25 protein-coding genes are annotated in these 26,627 nt (G+C 67.0%); 7 read left to right on the top strand and 18 right to left on the bottom strand.

Going from position 1 to position 26,627, the window contains the following annotated elements; all coding sequences use genetic code 11:
• Nucleotides 1-8: 8 nt before the first annotated feature.
• Nucleotides 9-1,049 (bottom strand): rod shape-determining protein, encoded by a 1,041-nt coding sequence (locus tag ACTHQV_RS06070; RefSeq protein ID WP_056451917.1) that lies wholly within the window; start codon nucleotides 1,047-1,049, stop codon nucleotides 9-11.
• A gap of 140 nt (nucleotides 1,050-1,189) precedes the next feature.
• Between ACTHQV_RS06070 and mutL the strand changes: the two genes are divergently transcribed.
• From mutL to ACTHQV_RS06040, 6 genes are all read left to right on the top strand, one after another.
• Nucleotides 1,190-2,974, top strand: coding sequence for a DNA mismatch repair endonuclease MutL (gene mutL / locus ACTHQV_RS06065; protein WP_440488980.1), 1,785 nt, complete (start codon nucleotides 1,190-1,192; stop codon nucleotides 2,972-2,974).
• Nucleotides 2,975-2,984: 10 nt separating this feature from the next.
• Nucleotides 2,985-5,153, top strand: a complete 2,169-nt coding sequence (gene paoC, locus ACTHQV_RS06060; protein ID WP_440488979.1) for an aldehyde oxidoreductase molybdenum-binding subunit PaoC — start codon at nucleotides 2,985-2,987, stop codon at nucleotides 5,151-5,153.
• Nucleotides 5,154-5,256: 103 nt separating this feature from the next.
• The gene (locus tag ACTHQV_RS06055) at nucleotides 5,257-5,655 is read left to right on the top strand and encodes a DUF2946 family protein (protein ID WP_440488977.1); all 399 of its coding nucleotides are present in this window, start codon (nucleotides 5,257-5,259) and stop codon (nucleotides 5,653-5,655) included.
• Nucleotides 5,656-5,708: 53 nt separating this feature from the next.
• Nucleotides 5,709-7,904, top strand: a complete 2,196-nt coding sequence (locus ACTHQV_RS06050; RefSeq protein ID WP_440488976.1) for a TonB-dependent receptor — start codon at nucleotides 5,709-5,711, stop codon at nucleotides 7,902-7,904.
• A gap of 14 nt (nucleotides 7,905-7,918) precedes the next feature.
• Nucleotides 7,919-8,992 (top strand): PepSY-associated TM helix domain-containing protein, encoded by a 1,074-nt coding sequence (locus ACTHQV_RS06045; protein WP_440488975.1) that lies wholly within the window; start codon nucleotides 7,919-7,921, stop codon nucleotides 8,990-8,992.
• A gap of 420 nt (nucleotides 8,993-9,412) precedes the next feature.
• Nucleotides 9,413-10,126, top strand: a complete 714-nt coding sequence (locus tag ACTHQV_RS06040; protein ID WP_440488974.1) for a hypothetical protein — start codon at nucleotides 9,413-9,415, stop codon at nucleotides 10,124-10,126.
• A gap of 39 nt (nucleotides 10,127-10,165) precedes the next feature.
• On the opposite strand, the gene ACTHQV_RS06035 is transcribed toward ACTHQV_RS06040, so the two are convergent.
• From ACTHQV_RS06035 to ACTHQV_RS06015, 5 genes are read right to left on the bottom strand one after another with little or no spacing between them, the layout of a single operon-like run.
• The gene (locus ACTHQV_RS06035) at nucleotides 10,166-10,315 is read right to left on the bottom strand and encodes a hypothetical protein (protein ID WP_440488973.1); all 150 of its coding nucleotides are present in this window, start codon (nucleotides 10,313-10,315) and stop codon (nucleotides 10,166-10,168) included.
• Between the two features lie 6 nt (nucleotides 10,316-10,321).
• Entirely contained in the window at nucleotides 10,322-11,161 is an 840-nt protein-coding gene (locus ACTHQV_RS06030) for a DUF4336 domain-containing protein (RefSeq protein WP_440488971.1), read from the bottom strand.
• A gap of 31 nt (nucleotides 11,162-11,192) precedes the next feature.
• The gene (locus ACTHQV_RS06025) at nucleotides 11,193-12,800 is read right to left on the bottom strand and encodes a HAMP domain-containing sensor histidine kinase (RefSeq protein ID WP_440488969.1); all 1,608 of its coding nucleotides are present in this window, start codon (nucleotides 12,798-12,800) and stop codon (nucleotides 11,193-11,195) included.
• On the bottom strand, nucleotides 12,797-13,522 hold the full coding sequence (locus ACTHQV_RS06020) for a response regulator transcription factor (RefSeq protein WP_440488968.1): 726 nt from the start codon (nucleotides 13,520-13,522) through the stop codon (nucleotides 12,797-12,799). The genes ACTHQV_RS06025 and ACTHQV_RS06020 overlap by 4 nt, the downstream gene beginning before the upstream one ends.
• Nucleotides 13,519-15,096, bottom strand: a complete 1,578-nt coding sequence (locus tag ACTHQV_RS06015) for a DUF4153 domain-containing protein (protein ID WP_440488967.1) — start codon at nucleotides 15,094-15,096, stop codon at nucleotides 13,519-13,521. Before ACTHQV_RS06015 ends, ACTHQV_RS06020 begins: the two co-directional genes overlap by 4 nt.
• Before the next feature lie 147 nt (nucleotides 15,097-15,243).
• Between ACTHQV_RS06015 and ACTHQV_RS06010 the strand changes: the two genes are divergently transcribed.
• Nucleotides 15,244-15,804 (top strand): YkgJ family cysteine cluster protein, encoded by a 561-nt coding sequence (locus ACTHQV_RS06010; protein ID WP_440488966.1) that lies wholly within the window; start codon nucleotides 15,244-15,246, stop codon nucleotides 15,802-15,804.
• A 14-nt stretch (nucleotides 15,805-15,818) separates the two neighbouring features.
• On the opposite strand, the gene ACTHQV_RS06005 is transcribed toward ACTHQV_RS06010, so the two are convergent.
• The 12 genes from ACTHQV_RS06005 to ACTHQV_RS05950 form a co-directional block, all read right to left on the bottom strand.
• The gene (locus tag ACTHQV_RS06005) at nucleotides 15,819-16,616 is read right to left on the bottom strand and encodes an NIPSNAP family protein (RefSeq protein ID WP_440488964.1); all 798 of its coding nucleotides are present in this window, start codon (nucleotides 16,614-16,616) and stop codon (nucleotides 15,819-15,821) included.
• A gap of 195 nt (nucleotides 16,617-16,811) precedes the next feature.
• Nucleotides 16,812-17,402 carry a hypothetical protein gene (locus ACTHQV_RS06000; RefSeq protein ID WP_440488962.1) on the bottom strand — a complete coding sequence of 197 codons (591 nt, stop codon included), beginning with the start codon at nucleotides 17,400-17,402 and terminating at the stop codon, nucleotides 16,812-16,814.
• Between the two features lie 57 nt (nucleotides 17,403-17,459).
• Nucleotides 17,460-18,236, bottom strand: coding sequence for a nucleoside triphosphate pyrophosphohydrolase (gene mazG, locus ACTHQV_RS05995; protein ID WP_440489393.1), 777 nt, complete (start codon nucleotides 18,234-18,236; stop codon nucleotides 17,460-17,462).
• 70 nt (nucleotides 18,237-18,306) lie between these two features.
• Complete coding sequence (locus ACTHQV_RS05990; RefSeq protein WP_440488961.1) at nucleotides 18,307-18,912, bottom strand: retropepsin-like aspartic protease family protein; 606 nt, start codon at nucleotides 18,910-18,912, stop codon at nucleotides 18,307-18,309.
• A complete protein-coding gene (locus tag ACTHQV_RS05985; RefSeq protein WP_440488959.1) occupies nucleotides 18,909-19,673 on the bottom strand; it encodes an MBL fold metallo-hydrolase in 765 nt (254 codons plus the stop codon). Before ACTHQV_RS05985 ends, ACTHQV_RS05990 begins: the two co-directional genes overlap by 4 nt.
• The gene (locus ACTHQV_RS05980; RefSeq protein WP_440488958.1) at nucleotides 19,670-20,449 is read right to left on the bottom strand and encodes a TatD family hydrolase; all 780 of its coding nucleotides are present in this window, start codon (nucleotides 20,447-20,449) and stop codon (nucleotides 19,670-19,672) included. Before ACTHQV_RS05980 ends, ACTHQV_RS05985 begins: the two co-directional genes overlap by 4 nt.
• On the bottom strand, nucleotides 20,446-21,993 hold the full coding sequence (metG, locus tag ACTHQV_RS05975; RefSeq protein WP_440488957.1) for a methionine--tRNA ligase: 1,548 nt from the start codon (nucleotides 21,991-21,993) through the stop codon (nucleotides 20,446-20,448). Before metG ends, ACTHQV_RS05980 begins: the two co-directional genes overlap by 4 nt.
• Before the next feature lie 11 nt (nucleotides 21,994-22,004).
• On the bottom strand, nucleotides 22,005-22,991 hold the full coding sequence (locus ACTHQV_RS05970) for an AAA family ATPase (protein ID WP_440488956.1): 987 nt from the start codon (nucleotides 22,989-22,991) through the stop codon (nucleotides 22,005-22,007).
• Nucleotides 22,988-23,614: a dTMP kinase gene (gene tmk / locus ACTHQV_RS05965; RefSeq protein ID WP_440488954.1), complete on the bottom strand. Its 627-nt coding sequence runs from the start codon at nucleotides 23,612-23,614 to the stop codon at nucleotides 22,988-22,990. The genes ACTHQV_RS05970 and tmk overlap by 4 nt, the downstream gene beginning before the upstream one ends.
• Complete coding sequence (locus ACTHQV_RS05960) at nucleotides 23,611-24,777, bottom strand: D-alanyl-D-alanine carboxypeptidase family protein (protein ID WP_440488953.1); 1,167 nt, start codon at nucleotides 24,775-24,777, stop codon at nucleotides 23,611-23,613. Before ACTHQV_RS05960 ends, tmk begins: the two co-directional genes overlap by 4 nt.
• A 17-nt stretch (nucleotides 24,778-24,794) precedes the next feature.
• A complete protein-coding gene (locus ACTHQV_RS05955) occupies nucleotides 24,795-25,544 on the bottom strand; it encodes an SPOR domain-containing protein (RefSeq protein ID WP_440488951.1) in 750 nt (249 codons plus the stop codon).
• Nucleotides 25,541-26,563 carry a lytic murein transglycosylase gene (locus ACTHQV_RS05950; RefSeq protein ID WP_440488949.1) on the bottom strand — a complete coding sequence of 341 codons (1,023 nt, stop codon included), beginning with the start codon at nucleotides 26,561-26,563 and terminating at the stop codon, nucleotides 25,541-25,543. The genes ACTHQV_RS05955 and ACTHQV_RS05950 overlap by 4 nt, the downstream gene beginning before the upstream one ends.
• Nucleotides 26,564-26,627 lie beyond the last annotated feature (64 nt).

The following is a 26,627-nucleotide window of genomic DNA, read 5'->3' as shown; positions in this document are numbered from 1 at the left end:
CCCCTCTGTCAGACGGCGAGCAGGACGCCCTTGTAGATCGGATCCTCCAGCGCGCGCCCGGTGCCGAGCGCGACGCAGGTCAGCGGATCTTCGGCGACCGTCACCGGCAGGCCGGTCTCGTCGCGCAGCACCTCGTCGATGCCCTGCAACAAGGCGCCACCGCCCGTCAGGACGATACCTTGATCGACGATATCGGCAGCGAGTTCGGGCGCGGTGTTCTCGAGTGCGATGCGCACGCCCTCGACGATCGCGGCGACTGGTTCGGACAGCGCCTCGGCGATCTGACCCTGATTGATCTGGATTTCCTTGGGCACGCCGTTCACCAGGTCGCGACCCTTGATGTAGATGAGCGTGCCGATGCCGTCCGCCGGCGGCTTGGCGGTGCCGACCTCCTGCTTGATCCGCTCAGCGGTCGCTTCCCCGATCAGCAGATTGTGGTTGCGGCGGACATAGCTGACGATCGCTTCGTCCATCTTGTCGCCGCCAACGCGCACCGACGTCGAATAGGCAAGGCCCCGCAGCGACAGTACCGCGACTTCGGTCGTGCCGCCCCCGATATCGACGACCATCGACCCGATCGGTTCGGTGACCGGCATGTCGGCACCGATCGCGGCGGCCATCGGCTCCTCGATCAGCCATACCTGCGATGCGCCGGCATTCGACGCGGCGTCGCGGATCGCGCGGCGCTCGACGCTGGTCGATCCCGACGGCACGCAGATCACGATCTGCGGCCAGCGGATGAAGCGACGCTGGCCATGCACCTTTTGAATGAAGTGTTTTATCATCTGCTCGGCGACGTCGATGTCGGCGATCACACCGTCGCGAAGCGGGCGAATCGCTTCGATCGATCCGGGCGTCTTGCCCATCATCAGCTTGGCGTCGTCGCCGACCGCCTTGACCCGCTTGACCCCATTCAGCGTCTCGACCGCCACCACCGACGGTTCGTTCAGCACGACACCGCGACCGCGGAGGTACACTACCGTGTTGGCGGTGCCGAGGTCGATCGCCATATCATGCGACATGAACTTGAAGAAACGCGAGAAGGCCATCGATACTTCCGTCCTTGTCCGCGTGTCCCGACGCGGCGGTTCGCAGCTTGTACCTCGACCCGTCCGACCAGATTTCGGGTCGGTTGCCAAAAGGCGGTTGCGGGTCGCGGGATGGCGCCGCTTGGGCTAGAGCGACCCCCATGTCAATACGCCGTCTCCCGGAGCATCTCGTCAACCGCATCGCCGCCGGGGAAGTGGTAGAACGCCCCGCTTCCGCGCTGAAAGAACTGGTCGAGAACGCTATTGACGCCGGGGCCAAACGTATACTGGTTCGCCTGGCCGGTGGCGGCATCGACTTGATCGAGGTTAGCGACGATGGTTGCGGCATGGGACCGACCGATATGGCGCTGGCGCTCGAACGCCATGCGACCTCGAAGCTGCCCGACGACCGTATCGAAGCGGTCACGACGCTCGGTTTTCGCGGCGAGGCGCTGCCCTCGATCGCCAGCGTCGCGCGCCTTGCGATCGAAAGCCGGCCGGCGGGTGCCGAGGGCTGGCTGCGCACCGTCGACAATGGCGAAGTGGTCGAGGATCGGCCCGCTGCCGTGCCGCCGGGCACTCGCATCCGGGTGGAGGGACTCTTCGCCCGCGTGCCTGCGCGCCGGAAATTTTTGCGGTCGGCCCGGTCCGAATTCGCCGCCTGCGTCGATCAGGTCCGGCGACTGGCGATGGCACGGCCTGACATAGCCTTCGCCCTCGAACATGACGGGCGGCGGGTGCTGGGGGTACAGGCCGGCGAGTCGCGGCCCGAACGGATCGCGGCGCTGACCGACCGGGCGCTCGCCGCCAATTCGGTCGGGCTCGACTGGGAACGCGAAGGTATTCGGCTGGGCGGGGTGGCGGGGCTACCGACCTTCCATCGTGGTGTCGCCGATCACCAATATCTGTTCGTCAACGGCCGCCCGGTAAAGGACCGGCTGCTGTCGGGGGCGGTGCGCGGCGCCTATGCCGAGATGCTGGCACGTGATCGCCATGCGGTGGTCGCGCTGTTCCTCGATGTCGATCCCGATCTGATCGACGTTAACGTCCATCCGGCCAAGACCGAGGTGCGCTTCCGCGATCCGGCGGCGGCGCGCGGGCTGATCGTCGGTGGCCTGCGCCGTGCGCTCGACGATGCCGGCTTCCGCGCGGTGCAACGCCCCGCCGAGGAGGCGATGGCGGCATGGACGACCGAGCCGGTCGGTCCGTCAGCGCCGTTCGCCCCGTCCGCGCTGCCGCTGCCCCCGCTGGCGGAGGCGACCGCGTCGTCGGGCTTCACCTTTCACGAACGGCGCCCGACCTTCTTTGCCCCGCCGCCACAGGCGCGTGCCGAGGTGGCGGTCGAACCGCCGCCCGCCTCGACCCAATTCCCCCTGGGCGCGGCGCGCGGACAAGTCGCGCGGACCTATATCGTCGCCGAGGCCGAGGACGGGCTGGTGCTGGTCGACCAGCATGCCGCGCACGAACGGCTGGTGCTCGAACGGATGCGCGCGGCGCTGGCCAAAGGCGGGGTCGCGCGACAGGCGCTGTTGATCCCCGAAGTGGTCGAACTGGACGAGGTCGCCTGCGACGCGCTGGAGGACAGGGCCGGCGAACTGGCCGAATTCGGGCTGGAGCTCGAACGCTTCGGCCCGCGCGCGATGCTGGTGCGCGCCGTCCCGGCGGTGCTGGGGCAGGGCGACGTCATCGGCCTCGTCACCGATCTCGCCGACGAGATCCGCGCGCACGACGCCGCGCTGTCGCTCAAGGAACGCATCGACCATGTCGCCGCGACCATGGCCTGCCACGGTTCGGTCCGTGCCGGGCGCATCCTGTCGGTCGCCGAGATGAACGCGCTGTTGCGCGAGATGGAAGTGACGCCACATTCGGGCCAGTGCAACCATGGCCGCCCGACCTGGATCAAGCTGGCCCATGGCGATATCGAAAAGCTGTTCGGCCGGAAATAGGAAGCATGTCATGAAGTTCACCGAGGCCGCCGGCCCCAACCCGACCGATGCGATGCGGATATTGGGCCGCCCGACCGACCGGATCGAAGGACCGCTGAAGGTCACCGGCCGCGCGACCTATGCTGCCGAATTCGCGGTGCCCGACATGGTCTATGGCATGATCGTCACGACGACGATCGCCAGCGGCCGGATCGTCGCGATCGACACCGCCCGGGCGCTCTCCGCGCCGGGCGTGCTGGCGGTGGTGACCCATGACAATGCCGGGCCGCTGGCGCTCGGCGACGATCACAAGCTGCCGCTGCTCGCCGGTCCGCAGGTCGACCAGTTCGGACAAGCAGCGGCACTGGTCGTCGCCGACAGCTTCGAAGCGGCGCGTGCCGCCGCCCGGCTGGTGCGGATCGACTATGCCGCCGACGACGGTGTGTTCGATCTGGCGGACGCGAAAGACGGTGCCGAGCGCAATTCCTCGCACGTCCATGGCGATTTCGAGCGGGCCTTTGCCGATGCGCCGGTACAGGTCGATGCGACCTATACGACACCCGATCATGCCCATGCGATGATGGAGCCGCACGCCTCGATCGCGTCGTGGGACGGCGACGAACTGACGCTGTGGACCGCGAACCAGATGGTCGACTGGGCGGCACGCGATATGGCCAAGGTGCTCGGCATCCCGAAGGAGAAGGTACGAATTATCGCCCATCACATCGGCGGCGGCTTCGGCGGCAAGCTATGGGTCCGTGCCGATGCGGTCCTGGCGGCGGTCGCCGCGCGACAGGTCGAGCGTCCGGTAAAGATCGTGCTAACGAGGCCTCAGGTCTTCAACAACACCCCGCACCGATCGGCGACGATCCAGCGGCTGCGGCTGGGTGCGACGCGCGACGGGCGGCTGACGGCGATCGGCCATGAAAGCTGGTCGGGCGACGTCGCTGGCGGCAGTCCCGAAGGGGCGGGGGCACAGACCCGGCAGCTTTATGCCGCGCCGCATCGCCGCGTCGACGAATGGCTGGCGACGCTGAACCTACCCGAATCCAACGCGATGCGCGCACCCGGCGAAGCGGTCGGCATGATGGCGATCGAGGCGGCGATGGACGAACTGGCCGAACGGCTCGGCATCGATCCGGTCGAATTGCGCATCCTGAACGATACCCAGGTCGATCCCGAAAAGCCCGAGCGGCGCTTTTCGCACCGCGACCTGATCGGCTGCCTGCGCGAAGGGGCCGAACGGTTCGGCTGGAACGCGCGGGCCGCGACGCCGGGCACGCGCCGCGATGGGCGCTGGTTGGTCGGCATGGGCATGGCCGCGGCGTATCGCGGCAATATCGTGCTCAAATCGGCTGCCCGGGTCGGCGTGGACGACGAAGGCCGGGTGACGGTCACGACCGACATGACCGATATCGGCACCGGCAGCTATACGATCCTTGCCCAGACCGCCGCCGAGATGCTGGGCGTCGATCTCGACCGGGTCACCGTTCGACTGGGCGAATCGACTTTCCCGATCTCGGCCGGATCGGGCGGGCAGTTCGGCGCGAACAGCTCGACGGCGGGCGTCTATGCCGCCTGTGTGGGCTTGCGCGACCGGATCGCCGAGGCGGCCGGGTTCGAACCGGCCACCGCCCGCTTCGCCGATGGCCGGGTCTGGTCGGGCAACAAGTCGGTGGCTTTGGGCGAAGCGGCCGGCGGGCAGGGGATCGAGGTCGAGGACCGGATCGAGTTCGGCAACCTGACCCGCAAGTTCGTGCAGGCGACGTTCGGCGCGCATTTCGTCGAGGTCGGCGTCGATGCGGATACTGCCGAGGTCCGGGTACGGCGGATGCTGGGCGTGTTCGGGGCCGGTCGCATCCTGAACCCGAAATCGGCGCGTAGCCAGATATTGGGGGCGATGACGATGGGTGTGGGCGCGGCGCTGACCGAGGAGCTGGTGATCGACCCACGCCTCGGTGGGTTCATCAACCACGACCTCGCCGAATATCATCTGCCGACCCATGCCGATATTCCACATCAGGAGGTCGTCTTTCTCGACGAGGAGGACCCGCTGTCATCGCCGATGAAGGCAAAAGGGGTCGGCGAACTCGGCATTTGCGGCGTCGGTGCGGCGGTGGCCAATGCGGTCTATAACGCATGCGGCGTGCGGGTGCGCGACTATCCGATCACCGTCGACAAGCTACTGGCCGGGATGTAGATTTCCGCGATTTTCCAGCGGCGTAACCTGTGTCAGCGACAATTGCTGACCAGGGCGGAATGTCCGAGTGACAGGGGTGGCATAGCGCGATAGGCCCGGTCGGGTGCGGATCGTTCGGCATCTTCTGGCGCAACGCCACCTTGCCGTGGCGCTTTGCGTGGCGGCGTTGTTGCTCAAGCTGATCGTGCCGACCGGCTATATGCTGGGCATCGACCATGGCCGGGTCGCGATCACGGTCTGCCCCGGCACGATGCCCGCCAAGCCGGTGATGCACCATGGCGATATGGTCGGGCATCACGCTCCAGCCGACAAGGGCAAGGCCGAACTGCCATGCGCCTTTACCGGGCTGTCGGCGGCGGCGCTCGGCGCGATCGATCCGATCCTGCTGGTCACGCTGATCGCGTTCGTGCTCGCCACCGGGCGGCGGGCGTTCGTTCGACCGCTACCGGTACGACCGGCCTATCTGCGACCGCCGCAACGCGGACCGCCACGCTTCGCCTGACCCGCCGTTACGTGCCGTTGCCGGCGCGTTCCTGCCGTCCGTCGGAGCCTTTCATGATTTCCATCCGTTTATGGGGCGGCGCCGCGGCGTCGTGCCTGTTCCTGCCTGCGCCCGTCATGGCGCAGGTCCGCGATGCCGGTGAGGCGACAATCGTCGTCACCGGCCAGCGCGATCCGCTATACCTCGACACTTCAACCGATACCGCCAGCCGGCTGAACCTGTCGGTGCGCGAGACGCCGGCCAGCGTCGACATCCTGACGCAGGAGGATCTGCAGCGACGTGGGCTGCGCACCGCGCGCGAAATCTTTGCGGCGGTCACCGGCGCAGTGTCGGGCAATGTGCCGGGCAACCCGGCGGTCATCAGTCTGCGCGGCTTTTCGGGTAATGCGGTGTCGATCCTGCAAGACGGGGTCCGCGTCTCGACCTCGACGGTCGTGCAGCGCGATACCAACAACTGGCATTACGATCGGGTCGAGGTGCTCAAAGGCCCGGCATCGGTCCTGTTCGGCGAAGGCGCGCTTGCGGGCGTCGTCAACAAGGTCACGCGCAAGCCGGTGCCGGGCGAACGCCGGCTCGATACGCTGGTTTCGATCGGCAGCTTCGACACGGTCTTCGCGGCGGCGGGGGTGAATTTGCCGGTCGACCGGACGCTCGCCGTGCGTGCCGATGCCAGCTACCAGCGATCCGACAGCCTGTACGATGTTGATGACAATGCGACTTTTTCGGCCGGGCTGACGGCCAGTGCGCTGTGGCGGCCGGGCGATCGCCTGTCGCTGCTGATCGCGGTCGATCATTTCGAGGACCGCTACGACGCGACCTATCAGGGCCTGCCGCTGATCCCCGGCCGGTTCGCGCTGCGCCCGACCGATGCGGTCGTTTCCGCCGATGGTCTGGTCGCCGACGGTGCGCTGCGGCGGCGGAACTACAATCCGGCGGGCGCCGGGTCGGGTGCCGACGAGACCACGTTCCGCGGCCGGCTGGACTGGCGGATCGGCGATGGATGGACCGCCGCGATCGACCTGACCGCTTATACCGCCGATCGCAGTTTCCTGCTGGCCGATGGGCAAAGCTTCGTCGCGCCGAGTGCCGCCTTTCCCGGCGGCAGTTTCCGCCAGACCTATCAGGACTTCCGCCACGATCATCGCTTCTGGAACGCGCGCGGCGTGATCGGCCATGATGGTCGCATCGCCGGCTATCGCAACCGGTTCAGCATCGGCATCGAACGGAACGCCACCGACTTCATCAGCCTGCGACGGCAGGCGGCGGCGGACGCGCTTCCCGCCGTCGACGTCCGCAATCCGGTTCGCCCGATCCTGCCGCTGGGCCTGCGCTTCGCCAGCGACGTCACCTTCGACTCGCGCCTCCACCAGCTGTCGGTGTTCGCCGAGGATGCGCTGAACCTGACCCCCAATTGGTTGCTGGTCGGCGGCGTGCGCGTCGACCATATCGATCTCGACCGCACCACCATTCAGAACGCGACCGGCGCGCGCGATCGCAACCGCCCGCGCTTCGATCCCGTCTCATGGCGGATCGGATCGACATGGGAAGCGACCCCCGGGGTCACCCTCTACGGCCAGTTCACGACGGCGGTGTCGCCGGTATCGTCGATCCTGCTCGCCTCGATCGCCAACAGCCGTTTCCGCCTGACCAGCGGCGATGCCTATGAGGTCGGCGTAAAGGGCAGCGCCTGGGACGGTCGCGTCGCCCTGACCGCCGCCGCCTATCGCATCGGACAGCGTGACATCCTGACCCGCGACCCGGCGAACCCGGCGCTGACCGTACAGGGCGGGCGGCAGTCGTCGCGCGGTGGCGAAGTGTCGCTTGTGCTGACCCCGGTCAAGGCGCTGAACCTGTCCGGCGGCGTATCCTATACCGACGCCCGCTATGACGAACTGTCCGAACTGGTCGGCGGGGTACGGGCCGACCGGCGCGGCAACCGGCCGATCAACGTGCCGGCGACGACACTGAATGCCGCCGCGCGCTATACCATCGCTGATCAGGTGATGGTGGCCGCGTTCGTTCGGCACGCGGGCGACTTCTATACCGACACCGCCAACACGATCCGCGTCGCCGGCCACAGCGTATTCGACGCCAGTGTTTCGCTGCCGGTCACGTCGCATGCGACGCTGACGCTGCGCGGACGCAATCTCGGCAACGCCTTTTACGGCGAATATTCGGGCTATCCGACCACCAACATCTATATTGGTGCGCCGCGATCGTTCGAAGCCGCCTTGTCGGGACGGTTCTGATCGTGGCGGACAGGATGTCGCAAACCCGGCGCTTGGTCCGCCGCGTCCATCTCTGGCTCGGGCTGGGGATCGGGCTGTTGTTCGCGCTGCTCGGGCTGACCGGATCGGCGCTGGTGTTCTACACCGCGATCGACGCCGCGCTGCATCCGGCGATCCGGACCGAGCGGGCGACCGTCGACCTGCGCTCCCCCGCCTGGGACCGCGCACTCGCGACCGGCCGGGCATGGCGCAGCGATCCCGACGGCAAATGGACGCTGGAGGTGACGGGCGAGGGCGGGCCGATCCCGGCGCGCTATTATCCGGCACCGGGTCGTCATGCCGACCGGACGATGCTGTGGTTCTCCGCCGATGGTCGCCGGATCCTGCGTGCCGAGCCATGGGGCGGTTATCTGATGAGCTGGCTCTACCAGCTGCATATGCAACTCCTCGCCGGCGATCTCGGCATGGCGATCGTCGGCTGGTCGGGGGTCGCCATGCTGGTGCTGCTGACCAGCGGCATCATCGCATGGTGGCCGCGTGGCAGCTGGCGCAAGGCGCTGGCGTTCAAGCGGGGCGCAGCACCGATCCGCCGCCTGCGCGACCTGCACAAGCTCGGCGGGCTGTGGAGCGGGGGCCTGCTCCTGATCCTGACCGGCACCGGTGTCCTGCTGGCCCTGCCCGAGGTCAACGCCGCGCTGTTCGCGCCGAGGCCGCTGCCCTCGCCGCGTTCGTCGGGACCGGCCGACACATCGCTCGTGGCTGCGTTCGCGACCGCGCGGCGGGTGTTTCCCGATGGCCGGATCGTGTTCGTCGACGTGCCCAACAGGGCGACGTTCCCGATCCGCGTCCGGCTGCAGCTACCCGGCGATCCGCATCCGCGCTTTCCAGGGAGCTACGTTTTCCTCGATCAGCGACACGGCCGCGTACTCGCAGTCCATGACGTATGGCACGGCGGGCGTGGCAGTGCGATCGTGGCGTGGGTACGCACGCTGCACGACGGGACGGTCGGCGGTCTTCCGACCCGCATCCTCGCGCTGCTGGTCGGGCTGATGCCGACGGTGCTCTTCGTCACCGGCTTCCTGCACTGGCGCACCCGCCAACGTCGTTAGCATGGGATAGCGGACGGTGGTTTTCGCCACCGTCCGGGGAACGCTTGACCCGACCGGGCTTTGTCGCGGCATCGTCGGGCAGCGCCCATGCTGTCGGCAGCCACGGGTGCAATCCAATGTCGCGGCCGTCCAAGTTACTTCTCGCTTACCTTGCCGTTGCCGCCGCAGTGGCGATCCTGTTGCTGCGGATATTCTACAACACCGGACCGCATTGACCCGACAATCGCTCCGGCAACTGCGGAGAACGGCCGGCCAATTGCCGCAGGCGCCATCGTTAATATTTCGCTAACTTTTCGATTCACCGCAAAATATTGTTTCTTTGGAACCGCTTGCGCGGGCCGGGGTTTTCCGGTTCGAACATTAGGCCTGCCACACGGGAACCTCCGGGGCTTGGCCGAATGGCATTCGTAAGGGGGAACCATGCCGAACAACAATTCACTGATCACCACCGCTGCGTCGACCGTGCTCGTGTCGAACGGGACCAACGATGTCGTCACTGGCTACGACATCGCCACCGCCTATATCGTCAGCAACGGCAATGTCGGCGACGACACGATCCTGACGTTCCGCAAGAACGACTCGCTGATCAACTATCGCTCGATCGGCGACAGCGTCGATGCCGGAGAGAATGGCTTGATCGACGTCGACGGTCCGGGCGGCGCGGACCAGTTGTCGTTGGTCGCGGCCGATGGCGGGGTCGTCAACCTGCGCTATCTAGGGTCGAAGGACGGCGGCCATGCCTATGCTGACGCATCGGTTCGGCTCGAGGGCTTCACCGAAGGCAAGGTCACCAACGACACGTTCGATGCATCGTCGGGCAAGTTCACCTTCTTCTACGACAACGCGCTCGGGCTGAACCTGGGCTTCGACACGATCAACGGCTTCGGTGCCGACGATCGTATCGTCACCACCCGCCAGATTTTTGACAGTGACGACAACGCCACGATCGGCTTCGGCAGCAACAATGTTCTCGACTTGTCGGGCGAGGGCGGTCCGAAGTCGAGCGACGGCATCCGCCATCCCGGTGGCCAAATTGACCTGAACGGCGTCGGCCACAACATGCTGTCGATCGACTTCCTGGGTCAGGAAACGGTCAACGGCGTGACCTATTATCATTACGGGATCGACGGCTGATCTAGGCGTCCGGCAGGGGTGCGCCCCTGCCGGAACCGGTCAGGTCAGCGACGACCGGCGCGGGGGATCCTTCTCCGCGTCGGTCTTCGGCTGATCGCGGTCGAGCGTATCGCTCGGCTTGCGCGCATCGCCCTTGCGTTGATGCTCGGTCGACAGATTGGCGTCGGGTTCGGTTGGTTGCATCGTCATCACTCCTCAAAAAGACTGATCGTCGCTTTCCACAAGCCAGTCGAACGCACGGGCCAGCCGCGCGGCGCCATCGCGCTCGAAGATCGTCCCGTGCGCGAACACGACCCGCTCGGGCTGAAGCGCGATCATCGCCCGCACCGCTGCTTTCGCCGCATCGCCCCCCAGCCGCACCGGTATCCGCAGATAGCGCGCGGTCGTGCCCTGCGTCGCCGCAGCCGCCTGCATCAACATCCGCTGGACCGGCGGCAGCTTGTCCGGCTCCAGATTTTCGATCAGGTCAACGAGGATCAGGGTCCGGCTCGGCCGGTGCAGGAACCACATCTCGCTGAACCCCGCCGCCCCGGTGACGACGCCCTGTTGCAGCGCGTCGGCCCATTCGGCCGGCGGCGTATCGTCCAGTTCGCGATCGATACGCAGCCCCGACGCGCGAACCTGTGCCCGATCCGACAGCCCCGGCGCGCTCCACATCGTCGTTGCCGGATAAGCGCGCTGCCAATCGGCGATGAACGTCCAGTGCGCGACGTTGGGCGCGACCAGATGTCGGATCGTACCCAGCTCGGCAACCGCTGCGGCCAGTTCGGGGCTGTAGCGGGTCGGCGAATGCAGGATCAGGTCACCATCGCCCAGCCGCACGATCGTCATCCGTACCGGCAGCGTCAGCCCCATCGCGTTGATCGGGCCGCCGTCGACGACCCAAATATCGTCGGTGAGGGGCTTGGGGCGGTCGAGCGGCGGATAGGCCGGGTCCGGATCGGCATCGCCGGCGCTACGCAGCAGCGTCCATAACCCCACCGCGGCGACGCTCGCGCCGCCCGCCATGATGATCGCCTTGGTCCGGTCGCGCATGCGATCTCCCGTATGTCCTGATTTCAATGACTTACGGTTGACGCGCCATCCGGTTCCCTGGGGCGGCCGGATCGATCGGCAGGGCGAGCAGGAAACACGCCCCCTGTGCTGCCTCGCCCAGCGTCAGCGTACCACCATAGGCCTCGACCAGCGATCGCGCGATTGGCAGCCCCAGCCCGGTACCGCCCGCCTCGCGCTTGGTCGTGAAGAACGCCTCGAAGATGCGATCGCGATCGGCGGGCGCGATGCCGCGGCCATCGTCCGCCAGATCGATGACTACATGGCCGTCCTCGACGATCGCGGAGACGGTTACGACCGACGCCCCGGCCTGTCGCGCATTGTCGACCAGCGTCGTCAACACCGCCTCCAGCGTCCGCGCGTCGATCGCCAGTGGCGGCAGCGCGTCGGGCAGCGCGGGTCGCACCGCGAAACCATCCCCCGCCAGCCCGTCCGCGACCATCGCCAGCACCGGCGGCAGCGCCGCGCCCGCCGTCGCGCCCGGCCGGTGCAGATCGGCCTTGGCCAGCTCCATCAACCGCCGGACCAGCCGCGACAGGCGTTCGGCATCGACCGCCATGTTGCGCAGGAACTGGCGGCGATCGGCGGGGGTCATGTCCGCCTCATGATCCTGCAACAGCTCGATCGCGCCGCTGATCCCGGCCAGCGGCGTCTTGAACTCATGGCTGACCGACGATGCGAAATCGCGCAGGTAGCGCGATCGTTTGTCGATGCTGTCGGCCATCACCGCAAAGTCGCGGAACAGGTCGCGGATCTCGACGACCTGGAGCGAGGGCAGGTCGGTTGCCGCCGGTCGTCCCGATGCCAGCGTCCGCGTCGCCCGGCTCAACCGCTCGATCGGCCGTACGATCGCCCGCGACAGCGTCGCGGTCAGCACGATCAGCGCGCCGAAGATCAGCACGATGCCGAGGACGATCTTGCCGCGATCCTCGTACATCCCCTTGAACAGCGGACGCGGCGATCGCGACACCAGCAACACGCCGCGTACCCGTCCGTCGACCACGATCGGCCGGGCGTGGTGCAGCCGCAGGTTCGACGCCCGGCTCAACCATTCAAAGGCATAGCGTGACACATAGCCGCCATTCTCGCGCAGTACGGTCGCCGGTCGCCCGGCCAGCGCCGACCGCACTTCCGGCAGCGTCCGGAGCGAACGCCCGGCCTCACCGCCGTTGAGCAGCGTCCCGTCGGCATCGAGCATCAGGATCGATGACAGCGTCGTCCGTTGCGTCTCGGCGATTGCCGGCAGCAGGCGACGGGCCGTCTCGACTGCATCGGGTTGTGGCTGAATCGGCAGAGCGCGGGCGGCGGGGCGGGGCGGCAGGATCGGCGAAGCTCGCAGGTCGACCTCGCTCTGCGGATCATAGGGACCGGGCGGTGCGATGACGCCGAGCGGCGCCAGTCGCGCGGTTTGCCACAGCACAGCCGCGCTCGCTGCGAGTGCTGCGCTTTGCGCCACCAACTCGCCCTCGGTGCGGCGGACCAGCGCATTCTCGTACACTCGCAGGAACAGCGCGCCGAAGCCCGGCAGCGCCGCGACCAGCAGCAGCGTGCTGAACAGGATCGTGCGCAGCCGCAGCACCGGCCAGTGCCGGGCGATCGCTGCCTTCGCCCGCGCGATCATGTCGCGGCGACCGGCTCCCGGCAGCCACCCAGCCGATAGCCGACCCCGGCGCGCGTCTCGATCAGGTCGGCACAGCCCGCCTCCGCAAATTTCCGGCGCAGGTTGCGGACATGGCTGTCGATCGTGCGGTCGGTGATCGCGAAGCCCGGACCATGCAGCCGGTCGATGATCTGGTCGCGTGAGAAGATGCGCGACGGCATCGACGCCAGCGTGCGCAGGATCGTGAATTCGGTCACGGTCAGCGCAATCTCCTGCCCCATCCAGTGCGCGACCCAGCCTTCGCTGTCGATGGTCAGCCCGCCATAGCGAAAGCTCGCCACCGTCTCCGCGCGCGGCGGATGCGCGGCGGCGCGGCGCAGGATCGCCATCGAGCGCGCCACGACCTCGCGCGGGGAAAAGGGTTTCACGACATAATCGTCGCCGCCGAGCTCGATCCCCAGCACCCGGTCGATCTCGTCGTCGCGCGATGACAGGAACAGGATCGGCAGGTCGCCGACCGCGCGCAACCGGCGACACACCTCCAGCCCGTCCATGCGCGGCATGTTGATGTCGAGCACGATCAGGTCGGGCGGATCGCGCGTCACGCTGGCCAGCGCGTCCTCGCCATCGCCCGCCTCGCGCGTGGTTAGCCCCGCCTTGCCGAAGGCGAAGACCAGCAACTGGCGGATGTGCGGATCGTCGTCGACGATCAGGATCGAACGCGGCATGGGACACAGGATCATGGCCGCGCCTCCACTGTCAATGTGGAGGTGACCGGGGCGGCCGGGGCAGGGGGCGGTTTCAGGCGACCGTCGCACCTGCGGTCGCCACCGGGCATCGGCAGCTTGGCGGGCAGATCGGGAAACGCCGCCCGTGCCGCCGCCAGCCGCCGTTCGCCCTGCCACGTCCATCCGCCATTGCCCAACCGATGGTCGAGCGCGAACAGCACCGAGCTGCGGACATAGCGAACCCGGTCGCGCAGCGCCGGATCGATGTCGCCCCGCTGCTCCAGTTCGATCAGTGCGGGCAGTGCGGAGTCGCCGAGCATGTGCAGATAGCAGAGGTCGAGCGCCGCACCGCGTCCGCCGACGTCGCCGGCATGGCGCGCATTCCACGACGCGACGAACGCGGCGCTGTCCGTGAGCGCGAAGCCGCTGAGCACCAGTCCGGCGGCGGCGAGATTGACGTTGATGAGCCAGCCGGCGCTCCGCCCCTTCAGCAGCCGCCACAGGATGAAGGTCAACCCGCACCCGACCAGCGCCATCCATGCCAGCGCCGCCAGCCGCAGCCCGGTCTGCGAATAGGCCTCGATATAATCGACCGTGCGGACGATCGACGAGGCGACGAGGATCAGGTTCTGTGCGATCCACAGCCCGACCAGCCGCTGGATCGCGGGGATCGCGGCGGTCCGCGACCCCGGCCGCAGCGTGACCAGCACGAACAGCGCGGCGAGCAGTGCGGTCGCGATCAGCGGATAGGCGCCACGATGCGCATAGTCGGCCAGCGTGATCCCGGCCGGCATCGGCACCCGTCCGCTCAAATAGGCGATATCCATCGCATTCTGCACCGCGAACAGCAGGTTGAACGCGATCAGCGAGCGACGCACCGATGCGACCGTGACGCCGGGCAGGGGCAGGTCACCGTTGCCGTCGAACGTGCCGACGATCGGCTGGATCGGGCGCGGGTGCAGCAGGCTCCACGCCGCGATCAGCACCATGATCCCGATCATGATGCGGACGACATCCACATCCCAGACACCCGGTCCGGTTAGTCGGTCGATCCATTGTGCCAGCACCGGATTGGCGCCGACGAACAGCAGCAGGATGATACCGCTGCCGATGACGGGCAGGGCGATGCCGTGCAGGTTATCCGACAGGCTGAACCGACTGCCTGACCGCGCACGCCGCACCCGGCGCCAGCGGACCAGATCGATGATCGGCGCGACGATCGATCGCAGCGCATGTGCCGCCAGCCGCTGGAACCAGCGCCAGCCATCGTCGAACGTGCCGGTCGCGGGCAGCAACACCATCATCCCCGCGGCGATCCAGTAGAGCGTCCATGGCAACGGCCCCGGATCGCGCACCATCTGCATCGCGAAAACGAACGCCGCGACGCCCGCGACCCAAGCCCGCCGGTCGCGCCAAATCGCCGGGCGGCACGCGATGGCGAGCAGCAGCAGCGCCGCCAGCGCGAACCCGGTCTGCCCACCATAGGCCCCCTGTTGATAGAACAGGAGGTCGCCGGCCGTCACCGCAGCGATGGCGGCGACGACGCTCCAGACGAAGCGGCGGCGTTTGCAGGCGTTGACGAATTGCATGGGCGTCTCCGGTTGATCCGGGACGGGCATGCACCGCCGCGCCTGCAGGCCATGCGGTCGCCATCGTGCGGATATCGGCTTCGCTCGGTGCAGATTTCGTGCAGGGCGGCGGTTGCCTTTTGGGTTGCGGCTCGGCAACCGGGGGCGATGCACGACGCCGCCAATCTCGAAACGAACATGCTCGGCCCGGTGCTCGCCGATCGATCGTGCGGCGATTGCACCGCCTGCTGCACCGTGTTGCAGGTCGCCTCGCCCGACTTCGCCAAGCCCGCCGGGGTGCCGTGCGCGCACCTGACCGCGACCGGCTGCGGCATGCATGCGGTCCGCCCGCATATCTGCCGCACCTGGTTCTGCGTGTGGCGACGCCAGGCGGACCTGCCCGATGCGGCGCGACCCGATCGTTCGGGGCTGCTGGTTTCGATGAATTTCGTGCCGAAACCGCAGAATTGTTTCGAAGGGGTGTCGATCAACGTCCGTCTGCTGGCGGGCAGCGACGCGATCGAAAACGGCATGGCCGCGCGGGTTCTGGACGTATTGTGCGACTATCTGATCCCCGTCTGGTTCAGTGACGGTGATAAGAAGATGCTGATGCACCCCACCCCCGACATCGCCCGACTGGTCCTGTCGGGAGCGCCCGCCCCGGCGGAATTACAGGACGAAGTCGCGGCTTGGCGCGAACAATATGGGATGTTCGCGCCCGATCGGTGACGGCGCGCCGGGCGTCAGAGTTGAGAGTAACGCATCGGGCTCAAGATCATATTGTCGATCCCGCTTACCGTTTCCGCTAGCCCAGGCATCGCGATCAGCCGCTGCCACGCCGGGTCCGCGCCGAACGCCTTCCAGCTGCGGTCGCGAGCGGCAAGGTCGGGGAAGGTGAGCAGATAGGTCAGGCTCGGCAATTGCGTGCCGGTGAGGTCCTGCGCGAAGAAGACCGGGGTCAACCCGGTCCGGCGGAAAATTTCGATCTCCCCGCCGCCCTCGAACATGCCGATCTTCGTCGCGCCGGCCTGTTCGCTATGGCTGTGATAGGTGCGCAGTTCGAAGATGCGACTGCCCTTCGCCGCCGGCACCTCGATGTGAGGAAACTGGCCGAAGGCGCGCATCAGCTTCACGTCGAGCGCTACATAGGGTGGATCGCCGGGCGTGGCCGCGGCAAATGCGGCCGCCGCCTGCTTATAGGCCGGATCGGCAGCCAGCCTGTCGGGCAGTGCCAGCAGATCGGCGAGCGATCGATGCGGGATTAGTACATGGACGCTCGGGCTGCCGGGACCGATCGCGACCCCGAACGCCCCGATCGGTCCGGCACCGGCACGACGCGCTGCCGGAATGAATGCACGCTCAAGGTAGTCGTCGAACCGCTGCTTCATCGGTCCGTCGAGCAGATGATAGGTCCGCAGTTCGTAGAAGTCGGGCGCGGTCCCCGCCGTCCGGGCCTGTGCAGCCGCTTCGCCGCTGGCGAGCGCGAGGCCTGCTGTCGCCACGCCCGTGAGGACCGATCGCCGGTCCGTCCTATATGCCATAGCTTCCCCCCCTAAAACTTTGGGCCAAAGGAGCCGATGGCGCGGTGGCCGTCAATCAATTGGATCAATCCCCACACCACACGACCAAAGTTGTGCGACGAAAGCGCCGATAACGGCAACCACGCGATCTTCATCGTCGGCGGCGCGTCGCGCGGGGAGGGGGTTCCGATAGAAACGACCGCCGCTACCCACAGATTACTCGGCCGGCGACGTCTGCAACCGGCCTGAGTCGTCCTGGAGCAGCCAGAAGCGGGTATGGCGTTGCAGCCGCGGCAGGATGATCCATTGCAGCGTCGCCGTGAGGATGAGCGACGACGGCAGAAGCTGCAACGGTAGTGGCACATTGGTCAGCACCATCCGCACGACGGTGCTGACCAACAGCAGCACCGGGAACACCGCCAGCCACGTCGTGACGAAGCGTTTCCATTTGCTCGCGCTCGCGTCGCTCGGGAGGTCGAAGGCGACACGGTTGCCGGTAGCGACCTGACGCAATGCCGTGGAGAAACCATCGGCAATAGCGACATGCGCGACCACCGCGTCGCTACGCTGCCATGCCTCGGCAGCGGTCATATCGTCGAACCGGAACAGCAGATGCTGGAACCCGGCGGTCTGCCCGAGGCGGATCGCGGCGCGATAACCCGGTGCAGCACTCGCCAACGCATTCAGTTGTTCGACCCAGCGTTCGAAATCCGCTTCGTGTCCGGCACGGAGCGCGCGACTGGTGATGACGGTGGTGGTTGCAGCGGGAGCGAGTGGCATGGCGGCGAGAACGAGCGATACTGCCATCGCGTTTCGGGCGAACGCGTACGTTGCCGTTCTGTCGCCGGGATGAGGGCGATCGCGTCAGCCTTTCGCCCGCTGCCAGGCCGCTTCCTGCTCGGCGAGGGCACGTTCGGCAAAACCGGTATCTTCGGCCTCCATCGCTTTGAAACGACGTTCGAACTTTCCGTTCGCGGCACGCAGTGCGGCTTCGGGATCGACGCCGAGATGGCGTGCCCAATTGACGACCGAGAAGAGCAGGTCGCCGACTTCCTCGAATCGGTCTTCGTCGGTCGTCGCCTGTTCGACTTCGGCAAGCTCCTCGTCGATCTTCGCCCGCGGACCACTCGCGTCGGGCCAGTCGAACCCGACGCGGGCGGCGCGCTTCTGCAGCTTTTCCGCGCGGGCCAGCGCCGGCATGCCCAGGGCGACGCCCGCTAACGCACCGTCCTGTCCCGGTTTTTGCCGACGTTCGGCCGCCTTGACCTGTTCCCAGAGGTGATGGCCGCCGGTTTCGCTGTCACCAAAGATATGCGGATGGCGCCGCTCCATCTTGTCGCTGATGGCATCGACGACATCGCGCAACGCGAACTGGCCGGCTTCCTCGGCGATGCGGCTGTGAAAGACGACCTGGAGCAGGAGATCACCCAGTTCATCCTTCAGATCGTCGATATCGCCACGCTCGATCGCGTCGGCCACTTCATAGGCTTCCTCGATCGTGTAGGGCGCGATCGTCGCGAAGGTCTGCGCGCAATCCCATTCGCAACCACGCTTCGGGTCACGCAGCCGCGCCATGATCGCGACGATCCGTCCGACCGTATCGCCGGACGCAACGGACGGTTTGCTTTCGGGCGATGTGATCGCAGGAGCGGTATCGAGCGGGTCCAAACCTATCTCCAAGCCAAATGCTTAATCGAACCGATAATAAACATTATGTAAAATTATCGGCTTCGAGGACCAGCGTACTGCGTTCCACTCGCCAACTCCCCAGCCGCGACAGGAAGTTCATCCCGATCACGTCGAGGTTGCCGAATGCCGGCGACACCACCACCGGCAGGTCGCGCGTTTCCAGCGACCCGATGCGGACCGTCTCGATCCGACCACGTGCCGCTTCGACCATGCCGTTGGCGGTAGTGATGACGACCGGCGGCACTCGTCGCGGCGTGACGCCGATCGCCCGGGCGGTCGCTTCCGAGATCGCGGTCGTCGTCGCACCGCTGTCGATCAGCATCCGACGCTCCACGCCGTTCAGGCGTGCGGTTGCGTAGAAATGGCCGTCGGGCGACTGCCGAATGCGGACGGTATCGCCTTCGACCATCTGCTCGGTCAGGCCGAGTTGGTTGCCGAGGTCGGTCGCGGCTTCGGACAATCGCGACCAGTTGCTGAAGGCGAGATACAGGATCGCGGCGATGATCGCCCAACCGATGACGGCGCGCAGAACGGCGCGCGCGGGCGGCCGCCGGACCAGTAGCGACGACAACGGTAAGGTCAGCGCAAGCAGGCCGAGCAAGATATAGACGCCGCGATCGTCGCTCACAGCGTCAGCTCCAGCCCATCATAGCCCGGCTCGACCCCGGCCGGCAGACTGGCCATCAGCGTCGCATAATCCATCGAATGGTCCATATGGATCAGCACCGTCCGCTTGGCCTCGCACTCGCGGGCGAAGGCCAGCGCCTCGTCGAGTGACGGATGCGTCGGGTGCGAAGCGATCCGGAGCGCATCGACCACCAGAATGTCGACGCCGCGGTACAGATCGACCATCGCCGTCGTCACTGCGCTGAAATCGGTGGCATAGCCGATCGCCGCGCCTTCGGCATCGAAACGCAGGCCGGCCGAGAAGATCGACCCATGCGGCTGATCGGTACAACCGATCGCAATCGGACCGATCGTCATCCGATCGGGCAGCACATCGGCGGTCACCGTCGCGCGGTACCCCTGTCGTCCGGCAAAGACATAGTCGAACCGCGCCGTCAGGCTGGCCAGCGTATCGGCGCGGGCAAAGCCGCGGACGGTCGCGCGCTGGTTATGGAACAGCTGCCGCAGATCGTCGATGCCGTGGCAATGATCGGCATGGTCGTGGGTCCACAGCACCGCATCGACCGTCGCGACGTCCGCCGCCAGCAACTGCTCGCGCATGTCCGGGCCGGTGTCGATCAGGATGCGCGTACCTGCATGCTCAACCAGCGCCGACACCCGCGTACGGCGGTTGCGCGGCTCGTTCGGGTCGCAGGCGCCCCAATCGTTGCCAATCCGCGGCACGCCGGACGACGTGCCCGAGCCGAGGATGCGAATCTTCACGCCAGCGTCTTGGCGAACAGCGTGTGGAAATTGGCGCGGGTCGCGTCAGCCAGCGCTTCGGGTTCCTCGCCGCGCAACTGCGCAAGGAAACGGCAGGTGTCGGCGACGAAGGCCGGTTCGCCCTGCTTGCCCCGATGTGGAACCGGGGCGAGGAACGGCGCGTCGGTTTCGATCAGCAGCCGGTCCTGCGGCAGTTCCTTCGCAACCGCCTGCAATGCCTGCGCACTCTTGAAGGTCACGATGCCCGAGATCGAGATGTAGAAACCGAGATCGAGCGCGATCCGGGCGAGTTCGGCCGATCCGGTGAAGCAGTGCAGAACGCCGGGGAAGGCCCCCTTCCCCAGTTCGTCGCGCAGGATCGCGGCGGTATCCTCCTCGGCATCGCGGGTATGGACCACGATCGGCAGGCCGGTTTCGCGACAGGCGGCGAGGTGCGACCGGAAACTCGCCTGTTGTGCGCCGCGGTCGCTATGGTCGTAATAATAATCGAGACCGCTTTCGCCGATGCCGACGACGCGCGGATGCGCTGCCGCCGCGACCAGACGCGCGGTATCGACGTCGGGATGCTGATCGGCTTCGTGGGGATGGATGCCGACCGTCGCCCAGACATCCGCTTCGCGTTCGGCAGTGGCGATCACCGCATCCCATTCGCTTTCGCGGGTGGAAATGTTGAGCATCGCCACGACGCCTGTATCGCGGGCGCGGGTCAGGATTTCGCCCTGATGCTCGGCTACGCCCTTGTAATTCAGGTGGCAATGGCTGTCGGCCAGTTTCATGCCGGTTCGGTCTCCGCGATCGTCAGTCGGGGGAAGATGGGGGTCGGCGGGGCCATGCGGAAGCCCGCGCTGCGTGCTTCGTCGTACCAGCGGTGATTGCCGAGCGCGTCATGGCCCTGCCCCGCCTGATTCAGTAGCTCGAGCAAGGCGTTGGCGGAGGCGGGCACGACGGGCACGATCGTGATGGCGAGGTCGCGGATCGCGCGGACCAGCGTGCCGAGCACGGCGTGCATTCGGTCGGGATCGGTCTTGCGCAGCGACCAGGGCGCTTGCACGTCGATATACTGGTTGCAGGCGAACACGCCGCGCATCCATGCCTCAAGTGCCTGACTTAGTTGGAAGTTGGCGAAGTTGCCACGGAAGGCATGGGTTGCCTCCGCGATGGTCGCCAGCAGGTCGGCGTCGGCGGGGTCGCTGCGGCCGGGTTCGGGGAGCGCGCCTTCCAGATTTTTGGCGATAAATGAGAGGGTTCGCTGGGCCAAGTTGCCGAAGCTGTTGGCGAGGTCGCTGTTGGCCCGCGTGACGATCGCTTCGTCGGAAAAGGTGCCATCCTGTCCGAAGCTGACATCGCGCAGCAGAAAGTAGCGCAACTGGTCGACGCCGTAGAGGCGGGCGAGCGCCATCGGATCGACCACGTTACCGGTCGACTTGGACATTTTTTCACCACGGTTGAGGAGGAAGCCGTGACCGAACACCGTTTTGGGCAATGCCAACTTCGCCGACATCAGGAAGGCGGGCCAATAGACCGCGTGGAAGCGGACGATATCCTTGCCGATCAGATGCAGCGCCGCCGGCCAGTAATGGTTGGGCGTGTCGGGATATCCGGCACCGGTCAGATAGTTGGTGAGCGCATCGACCCAGACATACATGACGTGGCCGGGACTGTCGGGCACCGGCACCCCCCAATCGAAGCTGGTGCGCGATACCGACAGGTCGGTCAGCCCGCCCTCGACGAAGCGCAGCACTTCGTTGCGGCGGCTTTCGGGTTGGATGAAGTCGGGGTTGGCGGCGTAGAAATCGAGCAGGGGCTGCTGATATTTCGAAAGGCGGAAGAACCACGTCTCCTCGGCGGTCCATTCGACCGGCGTCCCCTGCGGCGACAGGCGCACCCCGCCCTCGCCATCGGTCAGTTCCTTTTCCTCGTAAAAGGCTTCGTCGCGGACCGAATACCAGCCTTCATAGCGGTCGAGATACAGGTCGCCGGCATCGCGCATCGCGATCCAGATCGCTTGTGACGCGGCATAATGCTGCGGTTCGACGGTGCGGATGAACCGGTCGTACGAGATGTTCAGTTCACCGGCCATGTCGTGGAAATAGCCCGACATCTCGTCAGCCAGCGCGCGCACCTCGACACCGCGGTCGCGTGCGGTCTTGACCATCTTCAGCCCGTGTTCGTCGGTGCCGGTCTGAAAGAACACGTCACGCCCGGCCTGGCGGTGGAAGCGGGCGATGGCGTCGGCGGCGATCATTTCATAGGCGTGGCCGATATGCGGCCGGCCGTTCGGGTAATGGATCGCGGTGGTGATGTAGAAGGGATCGGACATGGTCCGAGGCTCTAGGCGAAACGTCGGCCCTGCGCCAGTCGGGCAACGAGGCCCGCCATTTCGAACACCGTCGTCTCCGCCACCAGCGACAGCGCCGGTGCCATCGATGCCAACGCGCGGGCCTTGTCATAGGCGTCGAGCGCATCGCGCAGCGCGGGGCCGGTGCAGGTCCGCGCGGTCGCCGCGATCAGCGCGGGGGCACGGTCGAGGAACACGGCGTAGCGCGGCTGTGCGGTCTTGCCGGCCAGCGACTTGGCGAGGCGCGAGCGGATGCGGTTGTCGGCGTCGCCGGTTTCGGCAATCTCCGAAAGGTCACGGTCGAGGGCGGCAACCGACAGTCCGGCATAGGCGAGCGCACGGCCGGGCGAGCCATCGGCGGCGGCCACCAGCGCGGCAACCTCGGCCGGGTCGGTGTCGGGCAGTTCGGTACGGATGACCGCCGCGACCTGATCGTCGGTCAGCGGTTCGAAGCGCAACTGGCGGCAGCGCGAACGGATCGTTGGCAGTAGCCGTCCGGGCGAGTGGCTGACCAGCAGGAAGATCGTGCCGACTGGCGGCTCTTCGAGGTTCTTGAGCAGCGCGTTGGCACCGGGACGTTCGAGGTCGTCGATCGAGTCGATCACGATCACCCGGCGCGGCGACAGCGCGGGCTTGGTTGCGAACAAGGGTTGCAGGGCGCGGACCTGATCGATCTTGATGCTTCGGGCAATATCCTGATCGGGCTTGTCGGGGTCCTTGGGCAGGCGGACCAGTTCGCGATAGTCGGGATGTGCGCCCGCCGCGATCAGCGCGGCGACGCGGTGGTCGTCGCCGATCTGTCCATGCATCCGGCTGCGCCCGTCGAGCGCGGTGGCAAGCAGGCGCAGCGCCATGTCGCGGGCGAAGCTGCCCTTCCCCACCCCTTCGGGCCCGCTCAGCAGCCATGCATGGTGCAGCGATTCCCCTTCGGCAGCGGCGATGAACGCCTGCCGCGCGGCATCATTGCCGATCGGGGTCATGGCAGCAGGTCGGCGATCGCTTCGATCAGGCGTTCGGTCACCGCCGAAACCTCGCCCGACGCATCGACGCGGCGCACCCGGTCGCTTTCGGTCTCAGCGATCCGGTCGAAGGTCGCCGCGACCGAGCGGTGGAAATCATCGCCGCGCGCCGCGAACCGGTCGGCTGCCTCGCCATCGCGGGCACGCGCGCGCGCGTCCCCTTCGCCATCGGGCAGCGTCAGCAGCAGCGTCCGGTCGGGTAGCAGTCCGCGCGAGCCGAAGGCGTGGAGCGCGAGGATCGCGGCATCGTCGATGCCCTGCGCCCCCTGATAGGCGCGGGTGCTGTCGATGAAGCGGTCGCAGATGACCCAACTGCCCGCCGCGACCAGCGGGTTGATATGTTTCTCGACATGATCGGCGCGGGCGGCGGCGAACAGCAGCGCCTCGCTATGCGCGCTCCAGCGGCGCACCTCACCCTGCATCAACAGGTCGCGGATCGCCTCCGCCCCTTCGCTGCCGCCGGGTTCGCGGGTCAGCACGGCGTGAATGCCGCGCGCTTCCAGCGCGGCAACCAGCGCGCGGGCCTGGGTCGATTTGCCGACCCCTTCCCCGCCCTCCAGCGTCAGGAACCGCCCGGCGCTCAAGCGAACAGCGAGGTCAGGTTCGCCCAGATTCGGCCGAAGAAGCCGGCCTCGGCCACGTCCTTTTCGGCGACCAGCGGCATGCGCTGTTCACCGGTATCGGGCGACGAAATCACCAGATCGGCGATATGCTGGCCCTTGGCGATCGGTGCCTTGATCGGGCCGCGATAGACGACCTTGGCGGTGATCGGGCTGTTGGTGCCGGCGGGCATCGTCACGGTCAGCGCCTTGGGCGCGACGAGGCCGACGGTCGAGGAATCGCCCAGCTGCACCTCGGCGGTCTCGACCTTCTTGCCCGCCGCGACGATCGGGCGCGCGCGCCATGCACCGAAGCCCCAGTTCATGAACTTGACCGATTCGGCGATACGCTGGTTCGAGCTGGTCAGGCCGGCAAGGACCATCACCAGACGGCGGCCATCCTGTTCGGCCGATCCAGTGAAGCCATAGCCGGCTTCCTCGGTATGGCCGGTCTTCAGACCATCGGCACCGCGCACCCGGCCGAGCAGCGGATCACGGTTCGCCTGAGTAATCGCAGCGCCCTCGCCCAGCGTCTTGCCCCAGGTGAAATCGGTCTTCGAATAGAATTTCTTGTAGAGTTGCGGATGGTTCTGGATCGTCGCGCTGGCGAGCTTCGCCAGGTCGCGCGCGGTCACATAGGTGCGGCCTTCGTCAGGCCAGCCATTCGACGTGCCGAAATGGCTGTTGGTCAGGCCCAGTTCCTTGGCCCGCTGGTTCATCAGGTTGGTGAAGGCTTCCTCCGACCCGGCGATCTTTTCGGCGAGCACGACGCAGGCGTCGTTCCCCGACAGGACGATGATGCCGTAGAGCAGGTTTTCGACGCTGACATTCTCGTTCACAGACAGGAACATGGTCGATCCGGCCTGCGGACCGTGCCATTTCCGCCACGTTTCGGGCGATACGGTCGCCATGTCGCTGAGCTTCAGATCGCCCTTCTTGATCAGTTCGAAGGCAACATAGGCGGTCATCATCTTCGCCATCGATGCCGGCGGCATGCGGCGATCGGCGTCCTTGGCATACAGCACCGCACCCGACGACAGGTCGGTCATGAACGCGACCGGGGCCGGCGTGTCGAACGGCGGCGCGGCGGCGATGCCGGGGGTAGCGATGGCGATGGCGGCGATGCTCGAAAGGGCGATCTTACGCATGGGGCACGTGGTTCCGTTCAGTCCTGGGCGATGATCCGGGCGTCGGCGAAGCCGCGACGTGCGATGGCGGCACGGGCGGTTTCGGCGGCGGCTCGGGTGGTGAATGGGCCTGATTGCACCCGGTACAGCCTGCCCGCCGAACGTACAACGCCGTCGACGGATTTTGCGAGGGCGGCGGCGCGGGTTGCGTCGGACAGGGCGGCGACCTGTACGAACCAGCGGCCGGTGGTGGCGGGCTTCGGCGGCGGGGTAGCGGGTTTGGCTGGAGCTGCAACGGGGGTGGCCGGGCGCGGCGTCGGCTTCGGCGCGGCGGCCAAGGTCATCGGCGCCGGTGTCGACGGCAGCCGTCGCCGGAGCGCGGCGAGCAAGGCTGGCGGCGCGGCGAGGCGGGGCACTTCGTTGCCGGCGCGGATCGCGGCCTGCTCGGCGGGCGATGGCACGGCGGGGCGGATGCGGATTTTCGCATTCCTCTGATCGAACACGCCGATGGCTTTTGCTGCGGGACCGGACAGCGATACGACGTTGTCCGCCGTCAAGGACGGGTCCCGCTCGACCAGCAGGACGACGGTCCTGCCGCTGTCGAGTGCGGTGACTTCGGCATAGCTGCCGCTCGCCAGCGTGCGATGGCGGACCGTCATACCCACCCCGTGCGTGTCGTCGACCCGAGCGCTGCCGACCTCGTCCAGCAGTTGCGCATGGACGACCGGCGGCGTTTCCTGCGCCGGCACCTGCCCAGCTGCGGCAAGGAGCAGCGCCGCGAAACTCATTGCGCGACCGCGTCGGCCAGCAACCCGACCGACAGTGCGTAGAAATTCGAGCAGTTATAGTCGAGGATAACGCGGTAGTTGCCGGTGAGCAGATAGGCGGTCTCGCCCGGACCATCGGGTTCGATCAACGTCGCCTGGATCGTCGGGTCGAGGCGGCGGCCGTCACTGGCAACGACGCCCAGGGCCTGCCATTCGGCGAGCGAGCGCCACTGGCTGTGCCGGGCGAAGACGCGCGGGCAGCGCGGCGACACGCTGCGTGGGGTCAGGATCGACCGGTCGAAGCCGGCCGGGACCTCCACCGCAAAGCCCCAGGGCTGGCCGGGGCGCCAACCGGCATCGACGAAATAATTGGCAATCGACGCCAGCGTGTCGGCCGGGTTCGACCAGATATTGGCGACGCCATCGCCATCGCCGTCGCGCGCCAGGCGGAGATAGATGGAAGGCAGGAATTGCGGATAGCCGAATGCGCCGGCCCAGCTCCCCTTCAACCGTTCGCGCGGCACGCCGCGGTCGATCATCTTCAGCGTGGCGATGAATTCGGGTTCGAACAGGCTGCGGCGGCGCCCTTCATAGGCGAGCGTCGCCAGGCTGCGTGGCAAATCGAAGTCGCCGGTATAGCTGCCGTAATTGGTCTCGTGCCCCCAGATGGCGACCATCACCGATTCGGGGACGCCGGTCTGTTGCTCGATCGCGGCCAGCCGCCCGCGCTGCGCCTGGTAGGCGGTGCGGCCGCGATTGATCCGCGCGGCATCGACATGGCGGATGCGGTACGGGGCGAAGCGCGAGACGGTGGTGGTAGACGACGAACCGGGCTGTTGCCGGTCGAGTTCGACGACGCGCGGATTGTAGGTGAGCGTGGGCAGGACGGAATCGATCGTGTCCTGTCGCACCCCTTGCGCGCGAGCTCGCACCGCGACCTCGCGCAGATAGGACTGGAACCCGTCGGCATCCTGTGCCGCCGCCGACCCGCCGGCCATCAGGGTCAGGAGCGCCGCCAACCCCGCCTTCGCAATACGCATACACAGCCCTCCGCTACGCCGATCTTGTGGCACAGGGGCTCACGCGGATGAACCCCCTCCTGCG

This window comes from Sphingomonas sp. SAFR-052 (assembly GCF_051965015.1).
Lineage (GTDB): Bacteria > Pseudomonadota > Alphaproteobacteria > Sphingomonadales > Sphingomonadaceae > Sphingomonas.
Note: the sequence above shows the minus strand (reverse complement) of the source record. Positions and strands in the feature narration are given on the sequence as shown.